19 protein-coding genes are annotated in these 25,765 nt (G+C 62.7%); 7 read left to right on the forward strand and 12 right to left on the reverse strand.

What is annotated here, in order from left to right; genetic code table 11:
- Positions 1-97: 97 nt before the first annotated feature.
- Both mfd and MU848_RS07255 read right to left on the reverse strand, forming a co-directional pair.
- Positions 98-3,559, reverse strand: a complete 3,462-nt coding sequence (mfd, locus tag MU848_RS07250; protein WP_247231004.1) for a transcription-repair coupling factor — start codon at positions 3,557-3,559, stop codon at positions 98-100.
- Between the two features lie 148 nt (positions 3,560-3,707).
- Entirely contained in the window at positions 3,708-3,977 is a 270-nt protein-coding gene (locus tag MU848_RS07255; protein WP_247231005.1) for an FAD assembly factor SdhE, read from the reverse strand.
- A 100-nt stretch (positions 3,978-4,077) separates the two neighbouring features.
- On the opposite strand from MU848_RS07255, the gene recG reads away from it, so the two are divergent.
- Both recG and MU848_RS07265 read left to right on the forward strand, forming a co-directional pair.
- On the forward strand, positions 4,078-6,141 hold the full coding sequence (gene recG / locus MU848_RS07260) for an ATP-dependent DNA helicase RecG (protein WP_247231006.1): 2,064 nt from the start codon (positions 4,078-4,080) through the stop codon (positions 6,139-6,141).
- Between the two features lie 61 nt (positions 6,142-6,202).
- Positions 6,203-7,294, forward strand: a complete 1,092-nt coding sequence (locus MU848_RS07265; RefSeq protein ID WP_247231007.1) for a mechanosensitive ion channel family protein — start codon at positions 6,203-6,205, stop codon at positions 7,292-7,294.
- Here MU848_RS07265 and MU848_RS07270 read toward each other — a convergent pair.
- Both MU848_RS07270 and tyrS read right to left on the reverse strand, forming a co-directional pair.
- On the reverse strand, positions 7,266-7,619 hold the full coding sequence (locus MU848_RS07270) for a PilZ domain-containing protein (RefSeq protein ID WP_247231008.1): 354 nt from the start codon (positions 7,617-7,619) through the stop codon (positions 7,266-7,268). The genes MU848_RS07265 and MU848_RS07270 overlap by 29 nt on opposite strands.
- A 75-nt stretch (positions 7,620-7,694) precedes the next feature.
- Positions 7,695-8,912: a tyrosine--tRNA ligase gene (gene tyrS / locus MU848_RS07275; protein ID WP_247231009.1), complete on the reverse strand. Its 1,218-nt coding sequence runs from the start codon at positions 8,910-8,912 to the stop codon at positions 7,695-7,697.
- A 130-nt stretch (positions 8,913-9,042) separates the two neighbouring features.
- Between tyrS and MU848_RS07280 the strand changes: the two genes are divergently transcribed.
- On the forward strand, positions 9,043-10,131 hold the full coding sequence (locus MU848_RS07280) for an anhydro-N-acetylmuramic acid kinase (RefSeq protein WP_247231712.1): 1,089 nt from the start codon (positions 9,043-9,045) through the stop codon (positions 10,129-10,131).
- 6 nt (positions 10,132-10,137) lie between these two features.
- On the opposite strand, the gene MU848_RS07285 is transcribed toward MU848_RS07280, so the two are convergent.
- Positions 10,138-11,313: a vWA domain-containing protein gene (locus MU848_RS07285; RefSeq protein ID WP_247231010.1), complete on the reverse strand. Its 1,176-nt coding sequence runs from the start codon at positions 11,311-11,313 to the stop codon at positions 10,138-10,140.
- A gap of 127 nt (positions 11,314-11,440) precedes the next feature.
- Here MU848_RS07285 and MU848_RS07290 point away from each other — a divergent pair, with 127 nt between their 5' ends.
- Entirely contained in the window at positions 11,441-12,820 is a 1,380-nt protein-coding gene (locus tag MU848_RS07290) for a methyl-accepting chemotaxis protein (protein ID WP_247231011.1), read from the forward strand.
- A 5-nt stretch (positions 12,821-12,825) separates the two neighbouring features.
- Here MU848_RS07290 and MU848_RS07295 read toward each other — a convergent pair whose 3' ends face one another.
- The 7 genes from MU848_RS07295 to MU848_RS07325 form a co-directional block, all read right to left on the reverse strand.
- Positions 12,826-13,848, reverse strand: coding sequence for a hypothetical protein (locus tag MU848_RS07295; RefSeq protein ID WP_247231714.1), 1,023 nt, complete (start codon positions 13,846-13,848; stop codon positions 12,826-12,828).
- 92 nt (positions 13,849-13,940) lie between these two features.
- Entirely contained in the window at positions 13,941-14,354 is a 414-nt protein-coding gene (locus tag MU848_RS07300) for a GFA family protein (protein WP_247231012.1), read from the reverse strand.
- 62 nt (positions 14,355-14,416) lie between these two features.
- A complete protein-coding gene (locus tag MU848_RS07305) occupies positions 14,417-15,262 on the reverse strand; it encodes an AAA family ATPase (protein ID WP_247231013.1) in 846 nt (281 codons plus the stop codon).
- 60 nt (positions 15,263-15,322) lie between these two features.
- Complete coding sequence (locus MU848_RS07310) at positions 15,323-16,003, reverse strand: DUF6975 family protein (protein ID WP_247231014.1); 681 nt, start codon at positions 16,001-16,003, stop codon at positions 15,323-15,325.
- 137 nt (positions 16,004-16,140) lie between these two features.
- Positions 16,141-18,189, reverse strand: coding sequence for an RNA polymerase sigma factor RpoD (gene rpoD, locus MU848_RS07315; RefSeq protein ID WP_247231015.1), 2,049 nt, complete (start codon positions 18,187-18,189; stop codon positions 16,141-16,143).
- A 41-nt stretch (positions 18,190-18,230) separates the two neighbouring features.
- Positions 18,231-20,135, reverse strand: coding sequence for a DNA primase (dnaG, locus tag MU848_RS07320; RefSeq protein WP_247231016.1), 1,905 nt, complete (start codon positions 20,133-20,135; stop codon positions 18,231-18,233).
- 12 nt (positions 20,136-20,147) lie between these two features.
- Entirely contained in the window at positions 20,148-20,600 is a 453-nt protein-coding gene (locus MU848_RS07325; RefSeq protein WP_247231017.1) for a GatB/YqeY domain-containing protein, read from the reverse strand.
- A 155-nt stretch (positions 20,601-20,755) separates the two neighbouring features.
- On the opposite strand from MU848_RS07325, the gene carA reads away from it, so the two are divergent.
- From carA to carB, 3 genes are read left to right on the forward strand one after another with little or no spacing between them, the layout of a single operon-like run.
- Entirely contained in the window at positions 20,756-21,979 is a 1,224-nt protein-coding gene (gene carA, locus MU848_RS07330) for a glutamine-hydrolyzing carbamoyl-phosphate synthase small subunit (protein ID WP_247231018.1), read from the forward strand.
- Complete coding sequence (locus MU848_RS07335; protein ID WP_247231019.1) at positions 21,976-22,344, forward strand: ribonuclease E inhibitor RraB; 369 nt, start codon at positions 21,976-21,978, stop codon at positions 22,342-22,344. Before carA ends, MU848_RS07335 begins: the two co-directional genes overlap by 4 nt.
- Before the next feature lie 59 nt (positions 22,345-22,403).
- Positions 22,404-25,739, forward strand: coding sequence for a carbamoyl-phosphate synthase large subunit (carB, locus tag MU848_RS07340; RefSeq protein WP_247231020.1), 3,336 nt, complete (start codon positions 22,404-22,406; stop codon positions 25,737-25,739).
- The last annotated feature ends 26 nt before the right edge of the window (positions 25,740-25,765 follow it).

Here is a 25,765-nt window from a genome sequence, read left to right on the forward strand (position 1 = left end):
CATCGAAGCGGGATTTAGTTGGACCATGTTGCTGATACTTTGCTGGGGCACGACAAAGCGGTGCTGGCAAGAGGCTCGACGGCGGCGCTCTCCACCATCAGGAAGCCGCCTTCGCCAACCCTTTCGACAATTGCAACGCGCCGTTCAGCCGGGCCGCCGGGTCGGCCCATGCCCGGTTGACGACGACCTTGCTATCCGGCCGCAGCCGCGCCACGCCGTTCAGGCGCTGAATATAGGCAACCAAGCCCTCCGGCTTGGGAAAGCGATCCTCGAAAAAGCTGACCAGCGCGCCCTTCGGCCCCACATCGATCTTCGAGATATTGGCCGTTACGCAATTCTGTTTGATTTCGATGATCTTGAACAGGTTCTGCGTGGGCGCAGGCAGCTTGCCGAAACGGTCGATCAATTCCGCCGCGAAAGCCTCCAGCCCCTGCCGGTCCTCCACCTCATTCAGGCGGCGATACAGACCCATGCGCAGGTCCAGGTCTGGCACATAGTCCTCGGGTATCAGGATCGGTGCATCGACGGTGATCTGCGGCGAGAAGCTCTCCCGCTTCTCGATCCCCGCGCCGCCAGCCTTGGCCTCCAGGATCGCGTCCTCCAGCATCGACTGGTACAGCTCGAACCCGACCTCCTTGATGTGGCCCGATTGCTCGTCGCCTACCAGATTGCCTGCACCACGAATGTCTAGGTCATGGCTCGCCAGCTGGAACCCGGCCCCGAGCGTATCCAGATCGGACAGTACCTTCAGCCGCTTCTCCGCCGTCTCGGTGATCACGCGGCTGGCAGGCGTCGTGAAATAGGCATAGGCCCGTGTCTTCGACCGTCCGACGCGCCCCCGAAGCTGGTACAGCTGCGCAAGCCCGAAGCGGTCTGCGCGATGGATGATCAACGTGTTGGCGGAAGGAATGTCGAGGCCGCTTTCCACGATCGTGGTCGACAGCAGCACGTCATAGCGCTTGTCGTAAAAGGCCGACATCCGCTCCTCGACTTCACCGGCCGCCATTTGCCCATGGGCGACGATCGGCTTAACCTCCGGCACTTCGGTCCGCAGATACTCCTCCACCTCGGTCAGGTCCGAAATGCGCGGCACCACGAAGAAGCTCTGACCGCCGCGATAATGTTCACGCAGCAGCGCCTCCCGTATCACTACGCCATCCCATGGCATGATGTAGGTCCGCACCGCCAGGCGATCGACTGGCGGAGTCTGGATCACCGATAGTTCGCGCAGGCCCGACATCGCCATCTGCAAGGTGCGCGGGATGGGAGTCGCAGTCAGCGTCAGCACATGGACATCAGTTTTGAGCGACTTCAGCCGCTCCTTGTGGGTAACGCCGAACCGCTGTTCCTCGTCGACGATCACCAATCCCAGCCGCTTGAAATCCAGCCCCTTGGCCAGCAGCGCATGGGTGCCGACAACGATGTCGATCGTCCCGTCCGCCAGCCCAGCCTTTACGGCCTTGGCCTCCTTGTCCGGCACCAGCCGCGACAGCCGCCCGATATTCACCGGAAAGCCCCGGAACCGCTCTTCGAAATTCATATGATGCTGCCGGGCAAGCAGGGTCGTCGGACAGATCACCACCACCTGCATGCCCGCCATGGCCGCCACGAAAGCGGCGCGCAAGGCGACCTCGGTCTTGCCGAAACCCACGTCGCCGCACACCAGCCGATCCATGGGTCGTCCCGCGCCCAGATCCTCGACCACGTCCATGATGGCGCGATCCTGATCCTCCGTCTCCTGATAGGGGAAGCGATCGACGAACGCGGGATAACCGGCGCTGTCCGGCTCGGCCACCGTCGCCGCCCGCAGCGCGCGCTCCGCCGCTGTCTTGAGCAACTCACCCGCAATCTCGCGGATGCGCTCCTTCATCTTGGCCTTGCGCCGCTGCCAGGCCTCGCCGCCCAGCCTGTCGAGGCTCACGCCCTCGCTGTCGGACCCGTAGCGGGAAAGAACCTCCAGATTCTCCACCGGCACATAAAGCTTGTCGCCGCCCGCATATTCCAACGCCACGCAATCATGCGCCGCCTTGGCGACCGGGATCTGCGTCAGGCCCTCATAGCGCCCAATCCCATGGTCCATATGCACCACCAGATCGCCCGGCGAGAGCGTCGCCAATTCCTGCAAGAAGGCGTCGGCATTCTTCTTCCGCTTGGCCCGCCGCACCAGCCGGTCGCCCAGCATGTCCTGCTCGGTCAGCACCGCTACATCAGGCGCGGTGAAGCCATGATCCAAGGGCAGTACGGTGAGCACCGTACTCCCGCCAGCAGCGATCCCCAGCGCCTCCTGCCAGCTATCCGCCGCCGCGACCCGCTTCAGTCCATGATCGACCAACAACCCTGAAAGCCGCTCCCGCGCGCCGCCGGAATAGCTGGCGATGACAACCTTCTTCTTCGCCCGTTGCAGCGAAGCGATATGTTTGCCCACGGCTTCATAGACGTTGGCGTTCTGTGCCCGCTCCGGAGCAAAGTCGCGCGGGCCATCGACTTCGAAGTCGAGGACAGTCGCACTTTCCGGCTCGTGGAAGGGCGTCGTCGCATGCATCGGCCATTCCCTGACGATGCCGTCCCACTCATCCGCGTCCAGATAAAGCGCCTTCGGTTCCAAAGGCCTGTACGCTCCCGGGTCGGACGATTTCGCCTGCACGCGATTGGCATGATAGTCCCGGATCGCTTCGAACCGAGCCTCCGCCGCGCCCGCCACGCCATGGTCCAGCACGACTAACGTGTCATCGCCCAGATGCTCGGTCATCGGCACCAGTCGTTCTTCGAACAGCGGCAGCCAATGCTCCATCCCCGCCAACCGCCGCCCGTCACTCACCGCCTGATAGAGCGGATCGCCTGTCGCAGTCGCGCCGAACGTTTCGCGATAGCGTCCACGAAAGCGCTTGATCGTCTCCTCGTCCAGCAGAGCCTCGGAGGCGGGGAGGAGGGTGAAGCCCTCCACGCTGCCGCTCGTCCGCTGATCGGCGGGGTCGAACCGCCGCACCGTCTCGATCTCATCGCCAAAGAAATCGAGCCGCAGCGGCTGTTCCTCACCCCCGGGGAACAGGTCGACAATGCCGCCGCGAATGGCGAACTCGCCCCGGTCGTGCACGGTGTCGGTGCGCACATAGCCATTGGCCTGCAACATCTCGGCCAGCCGGGAAATCGCGATGCGCTCCTTGGGCGCAAGCTTGGCAACCAGTTGCCGTACGCGGAAAGGCGTCAACGTGCGTTGCGTCAGGGCATTCAGCGTCGTCAGAACGAGTTGCGGTCCCTTGGGCTTACCCTGCAATGCATAAAGCCCCGCCAGCCGCGCCGAAGCCGAGCGCAGCGACGGACTGGCCCGGTCGTAAGGCAGGCAGTCCCATGCCGGAATCTCGACGATCTCGATTTCGGGCGCGAAATAATGGGCCGTATCCGCCACCGCCCGCATCAGTTGCTCGTCGGGTGCGACAAACAAGGCGCGTGAAGGCGCCGCTCGCGCGATGTCCGCCAGCAGCCAGGGCTGAAAGCCGGCTGGCACTCCCGCCAGCGTTATGGGGGAGGGGGCTTTGAGAATCTTGAGAAGGTCGGTCATTCGCTACTCGGTCCCCCTCCCGCTGGCGGGAGGGGCTAGGGGTGGGCAATCCAGCAGAGGTGGTGCAGGCCCACCCCGCTGCGACTAGCCTCGCCTACGGCTCGGCAAGTCTCGCTGCCCCTCCCGCTTGCGGGAGGGGAGTATCTCGTCACTTCTTCCCAATCTCGACAAAATCCATCTTTACGAACTTGTCCCACATCGGCCCACGCCATTGCTCCGGCAGCGGCAAGGTGCCCAAGGCCCAAGCCATGATGTCGGCATCCTGTTCCTCGATAAACCTCTCGAACCAGTCGATTTCCTCGGCGCCCCACCCGGCATGATAGCGGTCGAAGAAGCCGCCGACCGCCAGATCCGCTTCCTTGATGCCACGGTGCCAGGCCCGGAACTGCAGGCGGCGTATGCGGGGATCTTCGTTCACAATTTGTTCCTTGCGCGAGCACGGCAACATTACCGATCGCCAAAATGCCTGACGGATGTTTGCGCATCGTCCCGGCTGGGCTAGATGGCGTCAGATAGACATGCGCCCGGATATCCTCAACCCACTCTTCGCCGAGATCGAAGCCTTGAAGGGCGTCGGCCCTGCGCTCGCCAAGCCGCTTGAGCGTCTGGGGCTGGCCCGCGTGGTGGACGTGGCGTTTCACCTGCCGGTCAGCTTCATTGATCGCCATATGGTGGATGAGCTGATCCTGTCCGACTCGGGCCGGGTAATCGGCATCACTCTCACGCCAACCGACTACCGCGCATCCGGCAGTGCCCGCGCACCTTTTCGTGTGATCGCGCAGGACAAGCACGGCAACACGGTCGCGCTCGTCTATTTCGGCCGCAACAGCGCTTGGCCACGCAAGCTGCTGCCCTTGAACGAACCCAAATTCATTTCCGGCAAGCTGGAGGCGTACGGGGACAACCTCCAGATCGTTCATCCCGACTATGTCCTCCCGCCAGAGGAAGCCGCCACCATCCCCGCGCGGGAGCCGATCTATGGCCTGTCCGAAGGCCTCACCAACAACCGTCTGCGTGACCTTGTTGCCCAGTCGCTCAGCCGCGCCCCGGACCTTCCTGAATGGATCGAACCCAGCTTGCTCGCGCGCAAGGATTGGCCAACATGGCGCGAGGCCCTGGCCCGAATCCACGCGGACCCCAGCGACGCCAAGGCTCGCGAGCGGCTCGCCTATGACGAAATCTTCGCCGGCCAGCTCGCCCTGATGCTGGTCCGTCAATCTTCCCGCAAACGCCGGGGCGTGCCGATCGAAGGCGATGGACGCCTGCGCGCCATGCTCAAGCTGCCGTTCGCCCCAACAGGTGCTCAGCGCCGCGCTATGGGGGAGATTGACGGCGACATGGCCCAACCCGTGCCCATGCTCCGCCTCCTTCAAGGGGACGTCGGCTCGGGCAAGACCCTCGTCGCTCTCATGGCCCTCCTCAACACCGTGGAAGCCGGTGCGCAGGGCGCGCTCCTCGCCCCGACAGAAATCCTCGCTCGCCAGCATCATGAAACGCTGCGCAAGATGGCGTCGGGCCTCCCCGTCACCATTGCGATCCTTACTGGCCGCGAAAAGGGGAGGGTGCGCGAATCCACCCTCATGGGCCTCGCCGACGGCAGCATCGACATCCTCGTCGGCACCCACGCCATCTTCCAGGAAGCCGTCCGCTACAAGAATCTCGCCCTCGCGGTGATCGATGAACAGCATCGCTTCGGCGTCGCCCAGCGCATGATGCTCGCCGCCAAGGCAGAGCGCACGCCGCATCTGCTGGTGATGACAGCGACGCCGATCCCCCGCACCCTGACGCTTACATACTACGGCGAGATGGACGTCTCGCGCCTCGACGAAATGCCGCCCGGCCGCCAGCCGATCCAGACCGTCGTAATGGCGGTCAACCGTCTCGATGAAGTGGTCGAAGCGCTCGCCCGCCATGTCGAAGGCGGCGGCCAAGCCTATTGGGTCTGCCCCCTGGTCGAAGAAAGCGAAACCAGCGATCAGGCCGCCGCCGAAGCCCGGGCGGAACTACTGAAGACACGATTCGGCGACCTCGTCGGCTTGGTCCACGGCCGGATGAAGGGCCCGGAAAAGGACGCGGCGATGGAGGCTTTCGCCTCCGCCCGCACGAAAATTCTCGTCGCCACCACCGTCATCGAAGTCGGCGTCGACGTTCCCAACTCGAACCTCATCATCATCGAGGGCGCGGATCGCTTCGGCCTTGCACAACTCCACCAGCTCCGGGGCCGGGTAGGCCGGGGCCAGAACCACAGCGTCTGCATCCTCCTGCGCGGCGGCGCCCTGAGCGAAACCAGCCGCGCGCGATTAGCACTCATGCGCGAAACCAATGACGGCTTCCGCATTGCCGAAGAAGACCTTCGCCTCCGTGGCGCAGGCGAAATCCTCGGCACCCGCCAGTCGGGAGAGGCGCAGCTGAAGATCGCCACTCCTGAACATTTGTCCGCGCTCCTCGACAGCGCCCGCGACGACGCCCATATCCTCATCGATCGGGACGGCGGTCTGAACGAGGCGCGCGGCCAGGCAGCCAGAACCTGCCTTTACCTGTTCGAACGAGACGCCGCGGTCGGATTGCTCCGAAGCGGCTGATCCGCGCGACGAAATGCTGCGACAGCGAAACCATCCCGCGCCCGCTGTCGTTGCCAAGAGCATGCAATCAGACATCAGCCTGCACCACGTCACGCCGATCGCGGCGATCTTCATCGCGATCTCGGTCACCGTCGCCTTTCTGCTCCACTGGCTCGCCTATTGGATAGCGAACCGCATCGCGCGCCGCATGAAGCTCGATCCCGTCATCCTGCCCGCCATCTATCATCCGACCCGCTGGATCGTGGTCTTGATGGCACTCGCGGCAGGCATTCAGCCGCTGACCTTCAGCGATCGCATAGAGGCCATGTGGGCGATCGGATCAAAGATGCTCTTCACCCTGCTCGTCGGCTGGCTGATCTTCGCGTCCATGCGGGCCTTCCGCACCATTCTTGAGCGGCGCAGCGACATCACCGTCGAAGATAATCTGAAGGCCCGCCGCCAGCACACCCGCATCCGCATCCTTTACCGCGTGGCGCAATTCATCATCGGCTTCCTGATCATATCCCTGATGCTGATCATGATTCCCGGTGTTCGCACCGTCGGCGTCACCTTGATGGCCTCGGCCGGTCTGGCGGGCCTTGCAGTCGGCGCAGCTGCGCAGCCAGCGCTAAAGAACCTGATCGCGGGCATCCAGATGGCCTTTTCCGAACCGATCCGGCTGGACGATGTTGTGATCATCGAAGGAGAATGGGGCCGCATCGAAGATATAAAGCTCACCTATGTCGTGGTGCGCATCTGGGACGACCGGCGGATGGTCGTGCCAGTATCCTATTTCCTCGAAAAGCCGTTCCAGAACTGGACGACCAAGACCTCCGACCTGCTTGGCACCGTCTTCCTCTATGTCGACCCTGCGGCGGATGTCGAACGCATCCGCGCGCGTTTCATCGAAGCGGTGAAGGCCAACAGCCGCTGGGATGGCCGCGTCGCCATCCTTCAGGTCACCGATCACAAGGCCGATGCGCTGGAACTGCGGGGCCTGCTCAGCGCGCGCAATGCCGGCATCGCCTTCGACCTGCGCTGCGAAGTGCGAGAGGCGATGATGACTTTCCTGCGCACCGAAATGCCGGAGGCGCTTGTCCGATCACGTCAGCGGGTCGAAGCCGATCAGAGCGTTGAACAGCTCTTTACCAGGCGGTCTGCCGTGGCGGGATGAGCGACAGCATCGCCTCATAGACCTGCGGGTCGATGGCTTGGCAAAACTCCACCCCGACCCGGCCGTCCTCGGCCCACCGAACATCGGCCTGCACATCCTTGACGACCGGCAGCCAGACGGAAATCCGCTCACCAATCGTGACCTCCGCATCGGTGCGGCACATCAACCCGAGTTCGGAGATATTGATGACCCGGACGCCATGCGTTCGCCCCCGTGCGGCGACATGGCTGACCATATCCACCAGCACGCGGGGCGTGCGGCGCTGATTAACCGAAGGGTCCCGTGAACGGGCGACCTGAGCGAGGCTGGCGAGCACCGAAGACATGAGGAAAGCTTAAGGCGACGAACCTCGCCCTTTCCTTACCAGCTTTACTTAATCCGCCTTTAACTCTCTAAAGTTTCAAGCAGTTACTAACCCATGTTTCTTAGCGCCGAAGCTGACCTTGTCGCCGGGCTTCAACGTCAGCATCGGGTCGCTCACGACTTCGCCATTCACGCGGATCGCGCCTTCAGCCAGCTTGCGCCGGACCTCCTTGTTGGAGGTGGCAAAGCCTAGCGCGGCGGTGCCTTGTACGATTGTCAGCCCTTCCGCGCCGACGCTGATCGTCGGCAGGTTGGCATCCGAAGCGCCTTCCTCGAACGTCTTGCGCGCCGTCTCCGCCGCCGCCGCCGCTGCGTCGAAACCGCGGCAAAGCTCGGTCGCCTCATTGGCCAGGATCTTCTTCGCTTCGTTGATTTCGGAGCCCTGAAGCGCTGCCAGGCGCGCTACCTCGTCCATCGGCAGATCGGTGAACAGCCGCAGCCGGTTGGCCACGTCCGCGTCCGCCGTGTTGCGCCAGAACTGCCAATAATCATAGGTCGAAAGCTGATCTTCGTTCAGCCACACGGCGCCGCCGACCGTCTTGCCCATCTTCGTGCCATCGGCGTTGGTGAGCAGCGGTGTCGTCAGCCCGAACACCTGCGTACCATCGACCCGGCGCGCGAGTTCGACGCCGTTGACGATATTCCCCCACTGGTCCGATCCGCCCATCTGCAACCGGCATCCCGACCGCCGCGACAGCTCCAGAAAGTCATAGGCCTGGAGGATCATATAGTTGAATTCGAGGAAGGACAGCGACTGCTCACGGTCCAGCCGCAGCTTCACCGAATCAAAGCTCAGCATACGGTTGATGGAGAAATGCTGGCCGATTTCCCGCAGGAAGGGGATATATTCCAGCCGGTCGAGCCACTCGGCATTGTCGAGCATGACGGCATCGCTCGGCCCGTCACCAAAGGTCAGGAAGCGTTCGAACACGCGTCTGATGCTCGCGACATTCTCCGCGATCGTGTCGGTCGTCAGCAGCTTGCGCGCTTCGTCCTTGAAGCTCGGGTCCCCGATCTTGCCCGTGCCGCCGCCCATCAGGACGATGGGCTTATGCCCCGCCTTCTGCAATTGCCGCAGCATCATGATCGAAACGAGGTGCCCGACATGCAGGGACGGTGCGGTCGGGTCGAAGCCTATATAGCCCGGAACGATCTGCTTGGCGGCAAGGGCATCGAGCCCCTCCGCATCGGTCAGCTGATGGATGTAACCACGTGCCTCCAGGAGGCGGAGCAGATCGGACGAGTAGCTGGTCATAATGCGCCGCCCTCTAGCATCGCGACACAACAACGTCATCCCCCGTCATCCTGATCTTGTGTCCCGATCCATTCCGCTACACAGAGCAGGAGAGAGCGGAAGGAAGGAAGCAGTGACCCAGAGCCAACCCATGCTGGCGATCGGCCTCATGTCGGGCACGTCGCGGGACGGCATCGACGCCGCGCTCATCGAAACCGACGGAGAGGGTGTCAGCAAACCTGTCGCGTTCCACGCCATGCCCTACCTCGATGGCTTCCGCATCCGCCTGGCCGAAGCGTGCCAGCGCGCCATGGCGATGGACAAGCCGGGTTTCGAGCCTCTCATCCAGTCCGTGGAAGGAGAACTCACCGAGCTTCATGTGGAGGCCGTTTCGGACCTTCTCGCGCGCAGCGGTCATGTCGCTCAGGATATCGCCGTTATCGGTTTTCATGGCCACACGGTCGCCCATAGGCCGGAATGGCGCTGGACGTGGCAAATCGGCGATGGCGCCGCCTTGGCAGGCGCTTTTGGCATCCCCGTCGTTGGCGACCTCCGCAGCGCCGATGTTGCAGCGGGAGGGCAGGGGGCACCGCTGATGCCCGTCTATCACCGCGCCTTGGCAAGCGGCCTCCCAAAGCCTGTGGCAATCCTGAACCTTGGCGGCGTGGCCAACATCACCGCGATCGGAGAGGCAGGCGGCCTCCTCGCGTTCGACACTGGCATGGCAAGTGGCCTGATCGACAATTGGATGCAGACCCATAGCGGTAAGCCCTTCGACGAAAATGGCGTCACGGCGGCCAAGGGGCAGATCGACGAGGCCCCGCTTGCCAGCTTGATGGCCGATCCCTGGTTCGATCTGCCACCGCCCAAGAGCATCGACCGCGAAGCCTTCACCCTCGACACGATGCGCGGCCTTTCGCTCGAGGATGGAGCCGCAACGCTGACGGCCTTCACTGCTAAAGCGGTCGCACGCGCGCTTGATCACCTCCCATCCCCGCCTTCCGTCATCTATGTCGGGGGAGGCGGCCGCCATAATGCGACCCTGATGGCAATGCTGTCCGCATTCACCCATGCAGATGTGCGCCCGGTCGATGATCTCGGCTGGGACGGCGACGCCCTTGAAGCGCAAGGCTTTGCCTATATGGCTGTGCGCCGTCTCAAATCCCTGCCGATCAGCTTTCCTGGAACCACCGGCGTGCCTGCCCCGATGACGGGCGGCGTTCTCTTCGATCCGGCGTGAGGCCGCTCAACGCTTGCGGGTCAGTTCCCGCATGCCTTCATCGATGCCCTCCAGCGTCAGCGGATACATGCGCTGGCTCATGATCTCCCGGATCATCCGCGTCGATTGGCTGTAGTCCCAATGGTCGCGAGGCGTCGGGTTCAGCCACACGGCCGCCGGGTAAGTATGCAGCAATCGGCTCATCCACACCGCGCCCGGTTCCTCGTTCATATGTTCTACCGAACCGCCAGGATAGCTGATCTCATAAGGGCTCATCGCTGCATCGCCGACGAAGATGACCTTATAGTCATGGCCATATTTGTGCAGGATATCCCAGGTCGGGATACGTTCTGAAAAGCGGCGGCGATTGTCCTTCCAGACACCCTCATAAAGGCAGTTGTGGAAGTAGAAGAACTCCATGTTCTTGAACTCGGTCGTCGCAGCGGAAAACAGTTCCTCGCAAAGCCGGATGAACGGGTCCATCGATCCGCCAACGTCCAGGAACAGCAGCAGCTTGACCGCATTATGCCGCTCGGGCCGCATCCTTATGTCCAGCCATCCCTGCCGGGCCGTCCCCCGGATCGTTCCTTCCAGATCGAGTTCGCTCGCCGCACCTTCGCGAGCGAAGCGCCGCAGCCGCCGCAACGCCACCTTGATATTGCGCGTGCCCAGTTCCTTGCTGCTATCGAGATTCTGGAACTCGCGTTTTTCCCACACCTTGATCGCGCGCTTGTGCCTGCTTTCTCCGCCGATCCGGATGCCTTCGGGATTATAGCCGCCATGGCCGAAAGGCGATGTTCCGCCCGTGCCGATCCACTTGTTGCCGCCCTGATGGCGTCCTTTCTGCTCCTCCAGCCGTTTCTTCAGCGTCTCCATGATCTCGTCCCAGCTGCCCAGAGATTTGATCTTCTCCATTTCCTCGGGGCTCAGATATTTCTCCGCAACCAGGCGCAGCCACTCCTCGGGAATGTCGGCCTCGACGCCGCTCGCGTCCAACACGCCCTTGAAGACCTTCGCAAAGACCTGATCGAACCGGTCGATCAGCCCCTCGTCCTTCACATAAGTCGCCCGCGCGAGATAATAGAATTCCTCCGGCCTCTGCCCGATCACGTCACGATCCAGCGCCTCCAGTAGAAGCAGATGCTCCTTGATGCCGGCAGGAATGCCCGCGGCCCTGAGCGCGTCGAGAAAATTCAGCATCATGATGGCGGCCTTGTCCTTCAGCCACGTTACGGATGCAAGGGGCAGCGCATGGTTGGGAAAATGTTAAGTGTTGCATCGCATCGTTAACTGGGCAGTATCCAAGAGCGGGCGGTTGGGGTGACACTCATTGGAAAATGAGCATTTATTGACGGACCTTGGCGAGCGGTCGGGCGACGTTGCGCTGCAATGCAGCGAGGCGGCGGGTTTCCTCGGCGAACTTACGCGTCGCATTCAGGCCGACTCGCAGCGGCTCACGCAGCTGCAATCGAACATGGAGGCTCTGGCCGGGAGCCAGAATGAAAGCGTCGTTGCAGCGGAGGAACTCAGCCTCACCTCCCGCCGCGCTGCCCGCATCATCGCGGAGGGTCACGAGGCGATCACCCAATCCCTGGCTCAGGTCGCCAGCCTCGTCGATCATGTCACTGGTTTGGAAGGGCGCCTGCGCCAGTTCCTGGGAGTGATTGAAACGGTCGGCGGCATATCCGACCAACTCGGCGCGATCGCTCGCCAGACACGGCTCCTCGGCGTCAACGCCGCCATCGAAGCCGCACGTGGCGGCGAAGCGACCCAAGGCTTTGCCGTCGTGGCAGATGAGATCCGCCGCCTCGCCGGACAGGCAGGCGAATCCGCAGCATCGGTCGGCGACAAGCTCGGCCAACTGGACCGCGACGCGCGTCACCTGATCAGCGGCGTCGAGGCAAATATCGGCCGTGGCCGGGACGTCAGCGCGCATATCGACACGCTGAGCGTCACCATGGCGGAGATAGCCTCGCTCGTGACGCAGTTCGGCGAACGCTCTCACGCCATCGTGACCTGCACCAATGAAGCCGACGCTGACGTGGGCGCGCTGCGTCAGGGCCTCACCAATTTCAGCGAGTCCGCTGCCGAAAGCGCCCAGCGCGTCGAAATGGCGAAGGTCCAGCTTGAGCGGCTTGAGGGCATGGCGAACGGCATGCTCAACACCGCCGCCCATGGCGGGCACCGGACTCGCGACAGCCGCTACATCGCCTATGCCGAAGATGGCGCGGCGGAGGTGTCGCGCATGATCCAGCAGGCTCTCGCTTCGGGTGACCTCACGCCATCCGCGCTCTTCGACGAGAATTACCGTCCAATCTTGGGGTCGGACCCGCCGCAATATGAAAATGGCTTCACCGCCTTTGCAGACAGCATCATCCGGCCAGTTCTGGACCGCCATACAGCGCAGGATAAAGCGATCGTCGGCTGCTGCTTGATCGACATGAACGGCTATCTGCCGACGCACATCTCATCGCGCAGCCAGCCCCAGCGGCCGGGTCAGGCAGCGTGGAACATGGAATATGCGCGCAACCGGCAGATTTTCATGGACAGCCAGACCCGCCGTGCGCTCGATGGCGACGGCGACTTCTTCCTCTTCACCTACCGTCAGGACCTTGGCGAAGGCCGCTACCGCGCGCTTCGCAGCGTGTTCGTGCCGCTGACGTTCGAAGGCCGCCGCTGGGGCCTGTACGAGGTCGGCTACCTCATCTGATTTCTTCAGTTCGTCGCGCCCTCGCGCACTATGACCTCGCCGCTGGCAGCATAGGCTGCGGTCGCCCGCGCCTCAGCCGTTTGAGGGTCCTTGCCGTCGAGGATTTGGGCGATCTGCCGGGTACTCGGCACCCGGTCATAAACGCCGTAAAGCTTCGTTTCGCCCACCGAATGCATCGACAGTTGATAGCCGCGTCCGCCGCTCGCTGGATCAAAGGCCATGACCGTGCCCGCATCATCGATCGGCACGATCACGGAAGCCCCGTGAGCTCGCTGCTGCTCCATAACATCATAGCTGCCCTCACTGGTCTGCACATGGCCACGAATGCAGAAGGACGCAGCGCCCTCCCAAACAGGCTGCACGTCAGCCCCCGTGGCAGCACCCGAAGCGGTAAGCCGCGCGTCCCCGTCGTCTTCCTTCGGACAGTCCACAAATCGCGCGGGAGAGATTGACCGGACGGCAGAAGCATCATCAAAGCGCAGTCCGCTCAGCATCCCGTCCAGTCCCGCCAGCACCTCCCTGCGCCGTTCGCTCGGACCAGTGACGCGTAGCTTCACCAGCCAGCGGCCAGACTGGACGAAAGCCGCCGCCGTGGTCAGCGCCCCGTTCGCCGCATCATCATAAACCGCCCGGATGGCCCGCCCGGCTTTGCCGTGAAGCGCAACGCCTTCATAAGCAGTACGGCGGGTCTTCGGTCCAAAACGATCCGTCACCGCGCGATCAGTCATGTAGGCGGCGATCGACGCATCCGCATAGCTTGGCAGATAGACGTACAAGGTCGCCTGAACCGCGCCATCATCCGACAGATATTGGGCGTAATTGTCGATTCCCTTGCCGCCGTTGGTGACCTCTCCACTCTTGGACAAGGACAGTCCGGCGACCGTCTGAGGCAGGCTGATCCCCGCAGCCCGCGCGCGAAGGCTGCCATCGCTGGCAGTCCACGCCTCCTGCACATCGGCGTCCTGCGACAATGCGGGCACCGGCAGAAGCAGGAGGAGTGGCAACAGCGACAGGGCGAGCTTCGGCATAGGCATCCTTCCCGTTTCACGCCGTCTTGTCGCGGCTGTGAAATACAGGAAGGAAGGTTGAGCCGAACCGCAGGGCGAAGGCAAGCGCCCTTTTACGCGACCGGTGGAATCTGCGCCGGATAATGTGGCAGTTCCGGATCCAGATGCGCCCAATGCGGTGCCGCCTCCGTCCAGATGACCGCCTGAGGCGCGAACAGACCTGGATCATCCAGCGCGCCAGCCCTGATGAAGATCAGATGGGGCCGCGATTCGGCTTGGCTGAACAAGGGCGTGCCGCATTGAGGGCAGAAACCGCGGCGCATCCTGTTGCCGCTGTCGGCGATGCTCTCATGCCAACGGACCTCGCCCTTGGTCTGCACCTTCTCGGCCGGAAAGCAGACATTGACCGTTGCGGTCCCACCGCCAAGATATTGGCACAGCCTGCACCAGCACATGCGCGCCGCCATGGGCTCCGCATCGATCTCGATACGAACCGTCCCGCACAGGCATCCGGCTTCATGTGTCATACGCCTCTCCCTCATTGCCCCTTCCCAAAAGCGGTAGGGGTCGGGGAATCGCGAATCAGTCCTTAGCGTCCCTGCCGCCTCGCCATGAATGCCAGACGCTCGAACATCATGATATCCTGCTCATTCTTGAGCAGCGCGCCATGGAGTGGCGGAATGGCCTTTGTCGGGTCGCGATCCTGCAACACGTCCAGCGGCATGTCCTCGTTCAGCAGCAGCTTCAACCAGTCGAGCAACTCGCTGGTCGAAGGCTTCTTCTTCAGGCCCGGCACCTCCCGGATGTCGTAGAACAGGTCGAGCGCCCGGCTGACCAGGATCTTCTGAATGCCGGGGAAATGCACGTCGACAATGGCCTGCATCGTCTCGCGGTCGGGGAACTTGATATAATGGAAGAAGCAGCGCCGCAGGAAAGCGTCGGGTAACTCCTTCTCATTGTTGGAGGTGATGACCACCACCGGCCGCTCTTTCGCGGCGACCGTCTCTCCCGTCTCATAGACGTGGAAAGCCATGCGATCGAGTTCCTGCAACAGATCGTTGGGAAATTCGATGTCGGCCTTGTCGATCTCGTCGATCAGCAGGACGGGCAGGGTGGGGGAGGTGAACGCCTCCCACAGCTTGCCCTTGCGGATATAATTGCTGATGTCATGGACGCGCGGGTCACCCAGCTGGCCATCGCGAAGCCGGGCCACCGCATCATATTCATACAGGCCCTGATGGGCTTTGGTCGTCGATTTGACGTTCCATTCGATGAGCGGCGCGTCCAGCGCCTTGGCGATTTCCTGCGCCAGCACCGTCTTGCCAGTACCCGGCTCACCCTTCACCAGCAGGGGGCGGCGCAGCAGCACCGCTGCGTTCACCGCGACCTTCAGGTCGTCGGTGGCGACATAATCTTCCGTACCTTCAAACCGCATGAATCTTCGCTTTCCTCTACTGGCACCCGAGTAGGGAAAGCGATCACAGGCCGCAATCGCTTATTGTTTCTGCCGCCGGACCTCGGCCCGCGCTTTCAACAAGTCCCACAGACCGCGTTGCTGGCTGAGCAGTTGCCGCGCGCCGAACTGGATCGCGCGGTCTGCCGCGCTGTCTCCGCCGATCGCCCGCGCCATCGCGAAAGTCTCGGCCCGGCTCGGCAAATCGGTCGGATAGGGTTCCAGCCCGACGCGGATAGCAGCCATGTCGAGCACGCCGCGAACCGCCTGCCAATCCAGCACGAGCGCCATCGCCGAGCCCATGGCACAGCCGCGCCTGTCCGACTGAGCCAGCATGTCGAGCGCGTGGCGCTGCTGGCTCACGATCGCTTCGCAATCGCTTTGGCCCGCCGTGCTGGGAACCGGCCCCAGGGCTACCGCCACCTGCGTCAGGTAGGCCCGCTCCCGCGCGAAGGCTGCGCCAGCCTGGACCAGCCAGTTCCGCGCTGCGCCGTCCGCAGACCGGTTTGCCGCATGATCGATCACTCCAGGATGACGCCCGTGCAGCAGGCAGAGATAATGTGCGGCATCCGCAAGGTCTGGCAGGCTCAATGCCGCGTCCCGTCCCGTCGCAGCGCGGGCGCTGCTCGCATGCGCATGACCGGCCGTGCCGTCAGCCGCCACCAGCGCTTCGATCACCTGGGAAATGTCGCCTGTCACCAGGCGTACTGCTGCTTCGTTCATGATAACCCCTGCGACCGCCGCGCCAGTATGTCCGTCAGCCGCCACCATAGGAAGCTCAGGTAAAAGAGCCGTTTATGGGACGAAAAAAAGGGCGGCCCGAAGCCGCCCTTTCTGTTCGTTTCGCCGTGCAACGACCTCTATTGGTCGAGGAAGCTGCGCATCTTGCGGCTGCGGCTCGGATGCTTCAGCTTGCGGAGCGCCTTTGCTTCGATCTGGCGGATACGTTCGCGGGTCACGCTGAACTGCTGGCCCACTTCCTCCAGCGTATGATCGGTGTTCATGCCGATGCCAAAGCGCATGCGCAGCACGCGCTCCTCACGCGGCGTCAGCGAAGCCAGGACGCGCGTGACGGTTTCCTTGAGGTTCGCCTGGATCGCAGCGTCCACCGGGATGATCGCGTTCTTGTCCTCGATGAAGTCGCCCAGATGCGAATCCTCCTCGTCGCCGATCGGCGTTTCGAGGGAGATCGGCTCCTTGGCGATCTTCATCACCTTGCGCACCTTCTCCAGCGGCATGGAAAGGCGCTCGGCCATCTCCTCCGGAGTCGGCTCGCGACCCTGCTCGTGCAGGAACTGGCGGGACGTGCGCACCAGCTTGTTGATCGTCTCGATCATATGGACCGGAATACGGATGGTCCGCGCCTGATCCGCGATCGATCGGGTGATCGCCTGACGAATCCACCAGGTCGCATAGGTGCTGAACTTGTAGCCGCGCCGATACTCGAACTTATCGACCGCCTTCATCAGGCCGATATTGCCTTCCTGAATGAGATCAAGGAATTGCAGGCCGCGGTTCGTATATTTTTTAGCGATGGAGATGACGAGGCGCAGGTTCGCCTCCACCATTTCCTTCTTCGCAATACGTGCTTCGCGTTCGCCCTTCTGGACCATGTTGACGATGCGGCGGAACTCGCCCAGCGACATGCCGGTCGCCTGCGCGATTTCGCTCACCTCGTTACGGATGCGCTCGACCGCACGGCCCTCCGCCGCAGCGAACGCCGCCCACTTCTTGTCGAGGCCCTGCACCTTGTCGAGCCAGGCATCATCCAGTTCATGGTTCACATAGCGATCGAGGAAGTCCTTGCGGCTCACCTTGTGCCGTTCGGCGAGGCGCAGCATCTGCCCGCCGAGCGCGGTCAGGCGCCGGTTATAGGCATAAAGCTGATCGACCAGATATTCGATCTTCTGCTGGTGGAACTGGACGCTTTCGACCTCGGCGGTCAGCTGCTCGCGCAATTCCTGATAATCGTCCTCAGCTTTCTCGCTCAGTGTCTCGCCATTGGCCATGGCAGCCATGCGCGATTCCTGTGCCTTGGAGAAGGCGCGGAAGATTTCGGTGATGGTCGCGAATTTCTCCAGCGCCATCGGCTTCAGCGTCTCTTCCATCTGGGCTAGGGAGAGGGTGTTGTCTTCCTCCTCTTCCTCTTCCACCCGGCGGGCGCGGCGTTCGGTCAGGCCGTCTTCGTCCTCGTCCGAATCGGCCGATTCCTCCTCGGGCTCTTCTTCTTCCTTGAAGCTCGGGCCAGCGGTCTTCTCGCTGATCTCGCCATCATCATCCTCGGCGCCTTCCTCCAGATTTTCCGGAGCAGGGTCCTTCGAAAGCATCGCATCGAGGTCCAGAATCTCGCGCAGCTGCATCTCGCCATTGTTGAGGGCGGTCGACCATTCGATGATCGCGTTGAAGGTCGTCGGGCTTTCGCACAACCCCAGGATCATCGTATCCCGGCCAGCCTCGATACGCTTCGCGATGGCGATTTCGCCCTCGCGGCTGAGCAACTCGACGGCACCCATTTCGCGCAGATACATGCGCACCGGGTCGTCGGTGCGATCGACCGTCTCCTTCTTCTTTTCGGTGACGAGCTTGGGCGCGCCATCGTCATCGCCCGAATCATCCTCGGCGTCTTCGGCATCCTCGCGTTCGCGCTGCTCGTCGCCGTCTTCGCTGGCTTCTTCGTTCTCGACGATGTTCACGCCCATTTCGTTGAGCGCGGCCATGATGTCCTCGATCTGCTCGGAGGACATCTGGTCCTGCGGCAGGGCATCGTTCAGTTCGTCATAGGTGATGTAGCCGCGCTTCTTGGCACGCGCGATCAGCTTCTTGACCGAAGCCTCGTTCAGATCAAGGAGCGGCGCATCGCCGCTATCCACATCCTCGCCCACACCCTTGCCTGTCGCCTTGCTCGCCATTTATTCGCCTTAGCTCCATCGTCCCGCCCGGGGACGATCTATCAAACAATATCTTCGGACTGCGCCAGTTCCGCCAGGCGCTGGTCATGATCCATTTTCAACCGTTGGATCCGCTGCTGCTCGGCAAAGGTTTCCTCATTAAGGTCTTCCTTCGCCCGCCTCGTGGCTTCCGCCAGCGCCGTCTCCAACTCCGGTCCTTGCGCCATCACCCGAATAGCTTCCTCCAGGTCGCGCGAAACGCGACCGGGATCGGTCTTCATCCTGCTGGGGGTGAATGTGAACGTGTCGGCCCGGAGCATCCCCTTCGCCATATTATACACTTCACCTTGGCCCAATATGGTAAGGAGGCCCTCTGTTTCAACTGTTTCTTGCCGGAACGATGCGGCAATCATCGCGCGCATCAGTTCGCCCAGCGCCGAATCGCCGATATGGAGCGCGGAAAGCATCTCCCGGTGTAGCCCGATTTGCTCGGGATGCCGCAGCAAACTCGCCAGAACCGCGCGCAGCAGCCGCTGCTCCATGCCGCTGACGCCGATAGCCCGCGCTTCGTTCCCGACCGGGGGTAGGGGAGGCTTCCAGTTCCCGCGCCGATCGCGCTGCCATCCTTGCCGCGTACCTGTCCCGCGCTGATGCCGGGGCCCGCCAGCCTGCGCCGCCCGCGCGAAGAACAGCGTGTCGTAACGCTCGCGGAATATCTGCACATAATGCGCCCGCACGTCCGGATGCGCGATCGCGTCGGTGATCGCCCGCAGCCGTTGCTTCAGCGCCGCCCGCTGCTCCGGCGTATCCAATGGCGCCGCCTTCTGCTCATAAGCCCACAACCGCTCCACCAGCGGTTCCGCCGCATCCAGCACCCGTTCCATCGCTCCCGGCCCCTCCGCCCGGATCAGATCGTCCGGATCCTGCCCCGCAGGCAGCGTGGCAAAGGCCAAACTCATCCCCGGCCTCAGCAACGGCAGCGCGCGCACAGCCGCCCGGATCGCCGCCTTCTGCCCCGCCGCATCGCCATCGAAGCAGAGTAGCGGCACATCGACCATCTTCCATAGCCGCTCGATCTGATGCTCCGTCAGCGCCGTGCCCAGCGGCGCAACCGCCTCGCCAAAGCCCGCCTGCGCCAGCGCGATCACGTCCATATAGCCTTCGACCACGATCACCCGCCCGCTCTGGCGGCTCGCCGGAGAAGCGCGATCGATATTGTAGAGCGTCCGCCCCTTGTCGAAGAGCGGCGTGTCAGGCGAGTTCAGATATTTAGGCTCGCCAGCCCCAAGGATACGCCCGCCAAAAGCGATCACCCGCCCGCGAATATCCCGGATCGGCAGCATCAGCCGCCCCCGGAAGCGGTCATAGCTTTCGCGTTTCTTACTTTTTCCACCGTCCGGCTCGGCGCCATCCGGATCAATCAATAACCCAGCCTCGATCAACATCGGATCGCCAAATTCCGACAGCGCACCTTTGAGCTTGCCCTTCGAATCCGCCGAGAAACCAAAGCCAAACGCCCGCCGCGTCGCCTCACTAATCCCGCGCCGGACAAGATAATCTCGCGCCTCCGCCCCCTCGATCCCGCCAAGCTGCGCCTCGTACAAAGCCTGCGCCGCCGCCATGACGTCGTGCAGCCCCTGCGCCTGCTCGGCCCGCTTCGCCGCGCGCGGATCGGGCGCAGGCACATCCATGCCCGCCGTCGCCGCCAACTCCTTCACCGCCTCCATGAAAGGCAGGCCGCGCTGATCGGTCATCCAGCGAATGGCATCCCCATGCGCCCCGCAACCAAAGCAGTGATAGAAGCCCTTCTCATCGTTGATCGTAAAGCTCGGCGTCTTCTCATTATGAAAAGGGCAGCACGCCTTATATTCGCGCCCAGCCTTCTGCACCTTCACCGTCCGCCCGATCAGCGTAGACAGCGAAGTCCGCATGCGCAGTTCGTCAAGAAAGGCGGGGGAGAGGCTCATAGCCCCTAAATGTCAGCTAAGCGCCGCCTTCACCAGCCCACTGGCCTTGCTCATATCAATCACCGACCCATGCCGTTCCTTCAGCACGGCCATGACCTTCCCCATATCCTTGACGCTCGCCGCGCCGACCTCAGCCTTGATCCCCTCGATCGCAGCGCGCGTCTCATCCTCGCTCATCTGCTGCGGCAGGAAGCTCTCGATCACGCGCAACTCGGCCTCTTCCTTAGCAGCCAGCTCCTCGCGCCCGCCATTTCGGAACATCTCGATCGACTCGCGCCGCTGCTTCACCATCTTCTGAAGCACCTCGACAACGACCATATCGTCATCCGGCACGCTCGAAGCCGTGCGCAACTCGATATCCCGATCCTTCAGCTTCGCCATGATCAAACGCACAGCGGCCAGGCGTTCCTTGTCCCCTGCCTTCATGGCTTCGACCTGGGCGCTCTTAACCTGCTCGCGAATCATGGCGATACGAATCCTGTTCTGCCGGAAAAGACCAGATATAACGCCAAAAGAGATTTTTTACAGTGGTTGACCGCGGGGCCTCACAGGCATAGGTGACCGGCCGTTTAACCCGCTGCAGACGGGTTCCCGCTAAAAGCATAAAGGACGCTACGACCATGGCTGATGCCAAGACCCTCACCGTGCCCAAAGGAGCGACAGGGGTATTGGTTTTCGCCGATGGCAGCGCAGTGTTTGGCCGTGGCTTTGGTGCAGTGGGCGAAGCGGTAGGCGAACTCTGCTTCAATACCGCCATGACCGGCTATCAGGAAGTGATGACCGACCCCAGCTATGCCGGGCAGATCGTCACCTTCACCTTCCCGCATATCGGCAATGTCGGCACCAACCTGGACGACGTCGAAGCGGACAACCCCTTCGCATTAGGCTGCGTCGTGCGGCAGGACGTGACGGAGCCTAGCAACTTCCGCAACGTCGAACCCTTCGACCAGTGGATGAAGGAAAATGGCCGCATCGGCCTGTCCGGTGTAGACACCCGCGCACTCACCCGCATGATCCGTCTGAAGGGCGCGCCCAACGTCGTCATCGCCCATAATCCGGAAGGCAATTTCGACCTCGCCGCCCTCGCGGAAAAAGCCGCCAATTGGCCCGGCCTTGAAGGCATGGACCTCGCCATCGAAGTCACGGCCAAGGAAAGCCGCCTCTGGAAAGACGGCGTGTGGAAACTAGGCCACGGCTACGCCAAGGATGAAGCCAATTCTCCCCTCCCCTTCAGGGGAGGGGCCGGGGGTGGGGGCCATCCAGATGGCACCGCGCCAGACAACCGCCCCCACGTCGTCGCCATCGACTATGGCGCAAAGAACAACATCTTCCGCAACCTCGTAAAGGCCGGCGCCCGCGTCACCGTTCTCCCCGCCACCGCCACCTACGAGCAGGTGATGGAGCAGAACCCCGACGGCGTCTTCCTCTCCAACGGCCCCGGCGATCCCGCCGCGACCGGCGAATATGCCGTCCCCGTCATCAAAAAGGTGCTGGAAGCCGACAAGCCCGTCTTCGGCATCTGCCTCGGCCACCAGATGCTGGCGCTCGCTGCCGGTGCCAAGACGGTCAAGATGCATCAGGGCCATCGCGGCGCCAACCACCCGGTAAAGCGCCTGTCCGACGGTCTGGTCGAGATCACCTCGATGAACCACGGCTTCGCGGTGGACAGCGACACGCTGCCCGCCAATGTGAAGCCGACCCATGTGTCGCTCTTCGACGGCAGCAATTGCGGCATCGAACTGACCGACAAAAAGGCCTTCTCGGTCCAGTACCACCCCGAAGCCTCGCCCGGCCCGCAGGACAGCTTCTACCTGTTCCAGCGCTTCGTTGAGGGGCTTAAGTGAGCCAAAACCTGCCCCCGGTGGACGAAGCCCGCCTCGCGGCAGAGTGGGAGGCGGATAGGCAAGTCCTCGCCAATCTCGCCGCGAATGGCGACGTGGCGCGTTTGTCGCGTCCGGTCGATGTCAGCTTCAAGGGCAGCGAAAAGGATTTCGAGCGTGTTCTCACCATCGCCAGCCAGTTCGGCTTTGTCGAACTCGACCGCGAAGAGGATGAGGATGGCGACCTGTTCCTCTTCCTCGAATGCGAGCAGCCGGTCGATGAGCAGTCGATCCGCGCCCTGACCAAGAAATGCCTCCAGATCGAAATCCTCTGCGGCGTCGAATATGACGGCTGGGGTTGCGAGGCCCGGACCGGACAGGTTCATTGACCGCCATTTTGCCCATCGTGCGCGCCAGCGCTATCCACCGTTAAACCAGAGGCCGAATAATGCCCAAGCGCACCGACATCTCCTCCATCCTCATCATCGGCGCTGGCCCGATCATCATCGGCCAGGCTTGCGAGTTCGACTATTCGGGCACGCAGGCGGTGAAGGCGCTCAAGGAAGAGGGCTATCGCATCATCCTGGTGAATTCCAACCCGGCCACGATCATGACCGACCCGGAATTTGCCGACGCGACCTATGTCGAGCCGATCACGCCCGAAATCGTGGCGAAGATCATCGAGAAGGAACGGCCCGACGCGGTGCTGCCGACCATGGGCGGCCAGACGGCGCTCAACACCGCGCTTGCGCTCTTCAATGACGGCACGCTGGACAAGTTCGGCGTCAAGATGATCGGCGCCGACGCGCAAGCCATCGACAAGGCCGAGGATCGCCTGAAATTCCGCGACGCCATGGACAAGATCGGTCTGGAATCCGCCCGCTCGCGCATTGCCCACACGATGGAAGAGGCGATGGAGGCGCTGGAATTCACTGGCCTGCCGTCCATCATTCGCCCCAGCTTCACGCTCGGCGGCACCGGCGGCGGCGTTGCCTATAACAAGGAAGAGTTCAAGCGGATCGTCGCCGAAGGTCTCGACGCGTCGCCCACGACCGAAGTGCTGATCGAGGAATCGCTGCTCGGCTGGAAAGAATATGAGATGGAGGTCGTGCGGGATCGCAACGACAACGCCATCATCATCTGCTCGATCGAAAATGTCGATCCGATGGGCGTCCACACGGGTGACTCCATCACCGTCGCGCCCGCGCTGACTCTGACCGACAAGGAATATCAGATCATGCGCAACGCGAGCATCGCGGTGCTGCGTGAAATTGGCGTGGAAACAGGCGGTTCCAACGTGCAGTTCGCGGTGAATCCGAAGGATGGCCGCCTCATCGTCATCGAAATGAACCCGCGCGTCTCGCGCTCCTCGGCGCTGGCGTCGAAGGCGACCGGCTTCCCGATCGCCAAGGTCGCGGCAAAGCTCGCCGTCGGCTACACGCTTGACGAGATCGAGAATGACATTACCGGCGCGACCCCGGCGTCGTTCGAACCCACCATCGATTATGTCGTAACCAAGATCCCGCGCTTCGCCTTCGAAAAGTTCAAGGGCAGCGAACCGCTGCTCGGCACCGCCATGAAGTCGGTGGGTGAGGTGATGGCGATCGGCCGCAACATCCATGAATCGATGCAGAAGGCGCTGCGCGGCCTCGAAACCGGCCTCTGCGGCTTCGACGAGGTGGCGCATCTGGTGGGCGCGCCCAAGGACGACATCGTCGCCGCTCTCGCGCAGCCGACCCCTGACCGCCTGCTGGTCGCTGCCCAGGCCCTCCGCGAGGGGCTCAGCGTTGCTGAAATCCACAGCATCGCGAAGTTCGATCCCTGGTTCCTGGAGCGGATCAAGGAAATCATCGACGCAGAAGCGGAAGTGCTGGCAAACGGCCTGCCGCAGGATGCGGACGGCATGCGCCGCCTGAAGGCGATGGGCTTTTCCGACCAGCGTCTTGCTCATCTGGCGCTCAAGTCCGCCAATCTGCGGGGCATGGAACGCGGCATCGCGCGCGGTTCGGGCCTGATCCACGAAGCGGTCAAGGCGATGACCGGCGGCGTCACCGAAGCGGAAGTGCGGAGCCTCCGCCACAAGCTCGGCGTGCGTCCGGTCTTCAAGCGCATCGACACTTGCGCCGCCGAGTTCGAGGCCAAGACGCCCTACATGTACTCCACGTACGAAGCCCCGCTCTTCGGCGAGGCGGAGAATGAGGCGCAGCCCAGCGACCGTAAGAAGGTCGTGATCCTGGGCGGCGGTCCCAACCGGATCGGGCAGGGGATCGAGTTCGATTATTGCTGCGTCCACGCCTGCTTTGCGCTGGCGGATGCGGGCTATGAGACGATCATGGTCAACTGCAACCCGGAAACCGTGTCGACCGACTATGACACGTCCGACCGCCTCTATTTCGAGCCGCTGACCGCCGAGGACGTGCTCGAAATCATGAGCGTCGAGATGTCGAACGGCACCCTCGCGGGCGTCATCGTCCAGTTCGGCGGCCAGACCCCGCTCAAGCTGGCGCAGGCTCTGGAAGATGCGGGCGTTCCCATCCTCGGCACGTCGCCCGACGCGATCGACCTTGCCGAAGACCGCGAGCGTTTCGCCGCCCTCATCGACAAGCTGAAGCTGAAGCAGCCCGCCAACGGCATCGCCCGCAGCCGTGAGGAGGCGATCGCGGTCGCCAACCGCATCGGCTACCCCGTCCTGATGCGTCCGTCCTATGTCCTTGGCGGCCGCGCCATGGAGATCGTCGATGGCCAGGCCCAGCTGGAGGAATATATCGCCACCGCCGTTCAGGTGTCGGGCGACTCGCCGGTGCTGATCGACCAATATCTGCGCGACGCGACCGAAGTGGATGTGGACGCCCTTTGCGACGGCGATGACGTGGTCGTCGCGGGCGTCCTCCAGCATATCGAGGAAGCGGGCGTCCACTCCGGTGATTCCGCTTGTTCCTTGCCGCCCTACAGCCTTTCCAGCGACGTTATCGCTGAAATTGAGCGCCAAACCGACGTTCTCGCGCGCGCTTTGTCGGTCCGCGGCCTCATGAACATACAATATGCCGTAAAGGACAACATTGTTTACCTAATTGAGGTAAACCCCCGCGCCAGCCGCACCGTCCCCTTCGTCGCCAAGGCCATTGGCACCCCCATCGCCAAGATCGCCAGCCGCGTCATGGCCGGAGAGAAGCTCAAGGCCCTCCCGAAAATTGACCGCAATTCTATAAATCATATTGCAGTTAAGGAAGCCGTCTTCCCCTTCGCCCGTTTCCCCGGCGTTGATCCGGTCCTCTCGCCAGAAATGAAGAGCACCGGCGAAGTCATGGGCATCGACAGCGATTTCGCGACCGCCTTCGCCAAGGCGCAGCTCGGCGCGGGCACTGTCCTGCCGAAAAACGGCACGGCGTTCGTATCGGTCAAGGACAGCGACAAACCCGTCATCCTGCCTGCCGTGCAGAAGCTCTCAAACCTGGGCTTCACCATCGTCGCTACCGGCGGCACCGCCCGTTATCTGGAAGAGCAGGGCATCGCCGTTCAGCCGGTCAACAAGGTTGCGGAGGGCCGTCCGCACATCGTCGACAAGATTACCGATGGCGACATCGACCTGATCTTCAACACGACCGAAGGCTGGCAGTCCCTGAAGGACAGCAAGGCGATCCGCACCAGCGCTCTCCGCGCCAAGGTAGCGAGCTTCACCACGGCCGCAGCAAGCCTCGCGGCAGCGGATGCGATCGAGGCGCTTCGGGGCCATGCCCTTGAAGTGCGATCGCTCCAGTCCTATTATCCCATGTCGCAAGCCTGATCCCCTGCACAAGGAAGCACGCTGCG

The sequence above is a fragment of the Sphingobium agri genome, assembly GCF_023051225.1.
GTDB classification, from domain to species: domain Bacteria; phylum Pseudomonadota; class Alphaproteobacteria; order Sphingomonadales; family Sphingomonadaceae; genus Sphingobium; species Sphingobium agri.

What these genes read in the sequence shown, in the direction of transcription:
- mfd (WP_247231004.1), bottom strand. Translation starts at nt 3,559, where the DNA reads ATGACCGACCTTCTCAAGATTCTCAAAGCCCCCTCCCCCATAACGCTG.
- recG (WP_247231006.1), top strand. Translation starts at nt 4,078, where the DNA reads ATGCGCCCGGATATCCTCAACCCACTCTTCGCCGAGATCGAAGCCTTG.
- MU848_RS07265 (WP_247231007.1), top strand. Translation starts at nt 6,203, where the DNA reads ATGCAATCAGACATCAGCCTGCACCACGTCACGCCGATCGCGGCGATC.
- MU848_RS07270 (WP_247231008.1), bottom strand. Translation starts at nt 7,619, where the DNA reads ATGTCTTCGGTGCTCGCCAGCCTCGCTCAGGTCGCCCGTTCACGGGAC.
- tyrS (WP_247231009.1), bottom strand. Translation starts at nt 8,912, where the DNA reads ATGACCAGCTACTCGTCCGATCTGCTCCGCCTCCTGGAGGCACGTGGT.
- MU848_RS07280 (WP_247231712.1), top strand. Translation starts at nt 9,043, where the DNA reads ATGCTGGCGATCGGCCTCATGTCGGGCACGTCGCGGGACGGCATCGAC.
- MU848_RS07285 (WP_247231010.1), bottom strand. Translation starts at nt 11,313, where the DNA reads ATGATGCTGAATTTTCTCGACGCGCTCAGGGCCGCGGGCATTCCTGCC.
- MU848_RS07295 (WP_247231714.1), bottom strand. Translation starts at nt 13,848, where the DNA reads ATGCCGAAGCTCGCCCTGTCGCTGTTGCCACTCCTCCTGCTTCTGCCG.
- MU848_RS07300 (WP_247231012.1), bottom strand. Translation starts at nt 14,354, where the DNA reads ATGACACATGAAGCCGGATGCCTGTGCGGGACGGTTCGTATCGAGATC.
- MU848_RS07305 (WP_247231013.1), bottom strand. Translation starts at nt 15,262, where the DNA reads ATGCGGTTTGAAGGTACGGAAGATTATGTCGCCACCGACGACCTGAAG.
- MU848_RS07310 (WP_247231014.1), bottom strand. Translation starts at nt 16,003, where the DNA reads ATGAACGAAGCAGCAGTACGCCTGGTGACAGGCGACATTTCCCAGGTG.
- rpoD (WP_247231015.1), bottom strand. Translation starts at nt 18,189, where the DNA reads ATGGCGAGCAAGGCGACAGGCAAGGGTGTGGGCGAGGATGTGGATAGC.
- dnaG (WP_247231016.1), bottom strand. Translation starts at nt 20,135, where the DNA reads ATGAGCCTCTCCCCCGCCTTTCTTGACGAACTGCGCATGCGGACTTCG.
- MU848_RS07325 (WP_247231017.1), bottom strand. Translation starts at nt 20,600, where the DNA reads ATGATTCGCGAGCAGGTTAAGAGCGCCCAGGTCGAAGCCATGAAGGCA.
- carA (WP_247231018.1), top strand. Translation starts at nt 20,756, where the DNA reads ATGGCTGATGCCAAGACCCTCACCGTGCCCAAAGGAGCGACAGGGGTA.
- carB (WP_247231020.1), top strand. Translation starts at nt 22,404, where the DNA reads ATGCCCAAGCGCACCGACATCTCCTCCATCCTCATCATCGGCGCTGGC.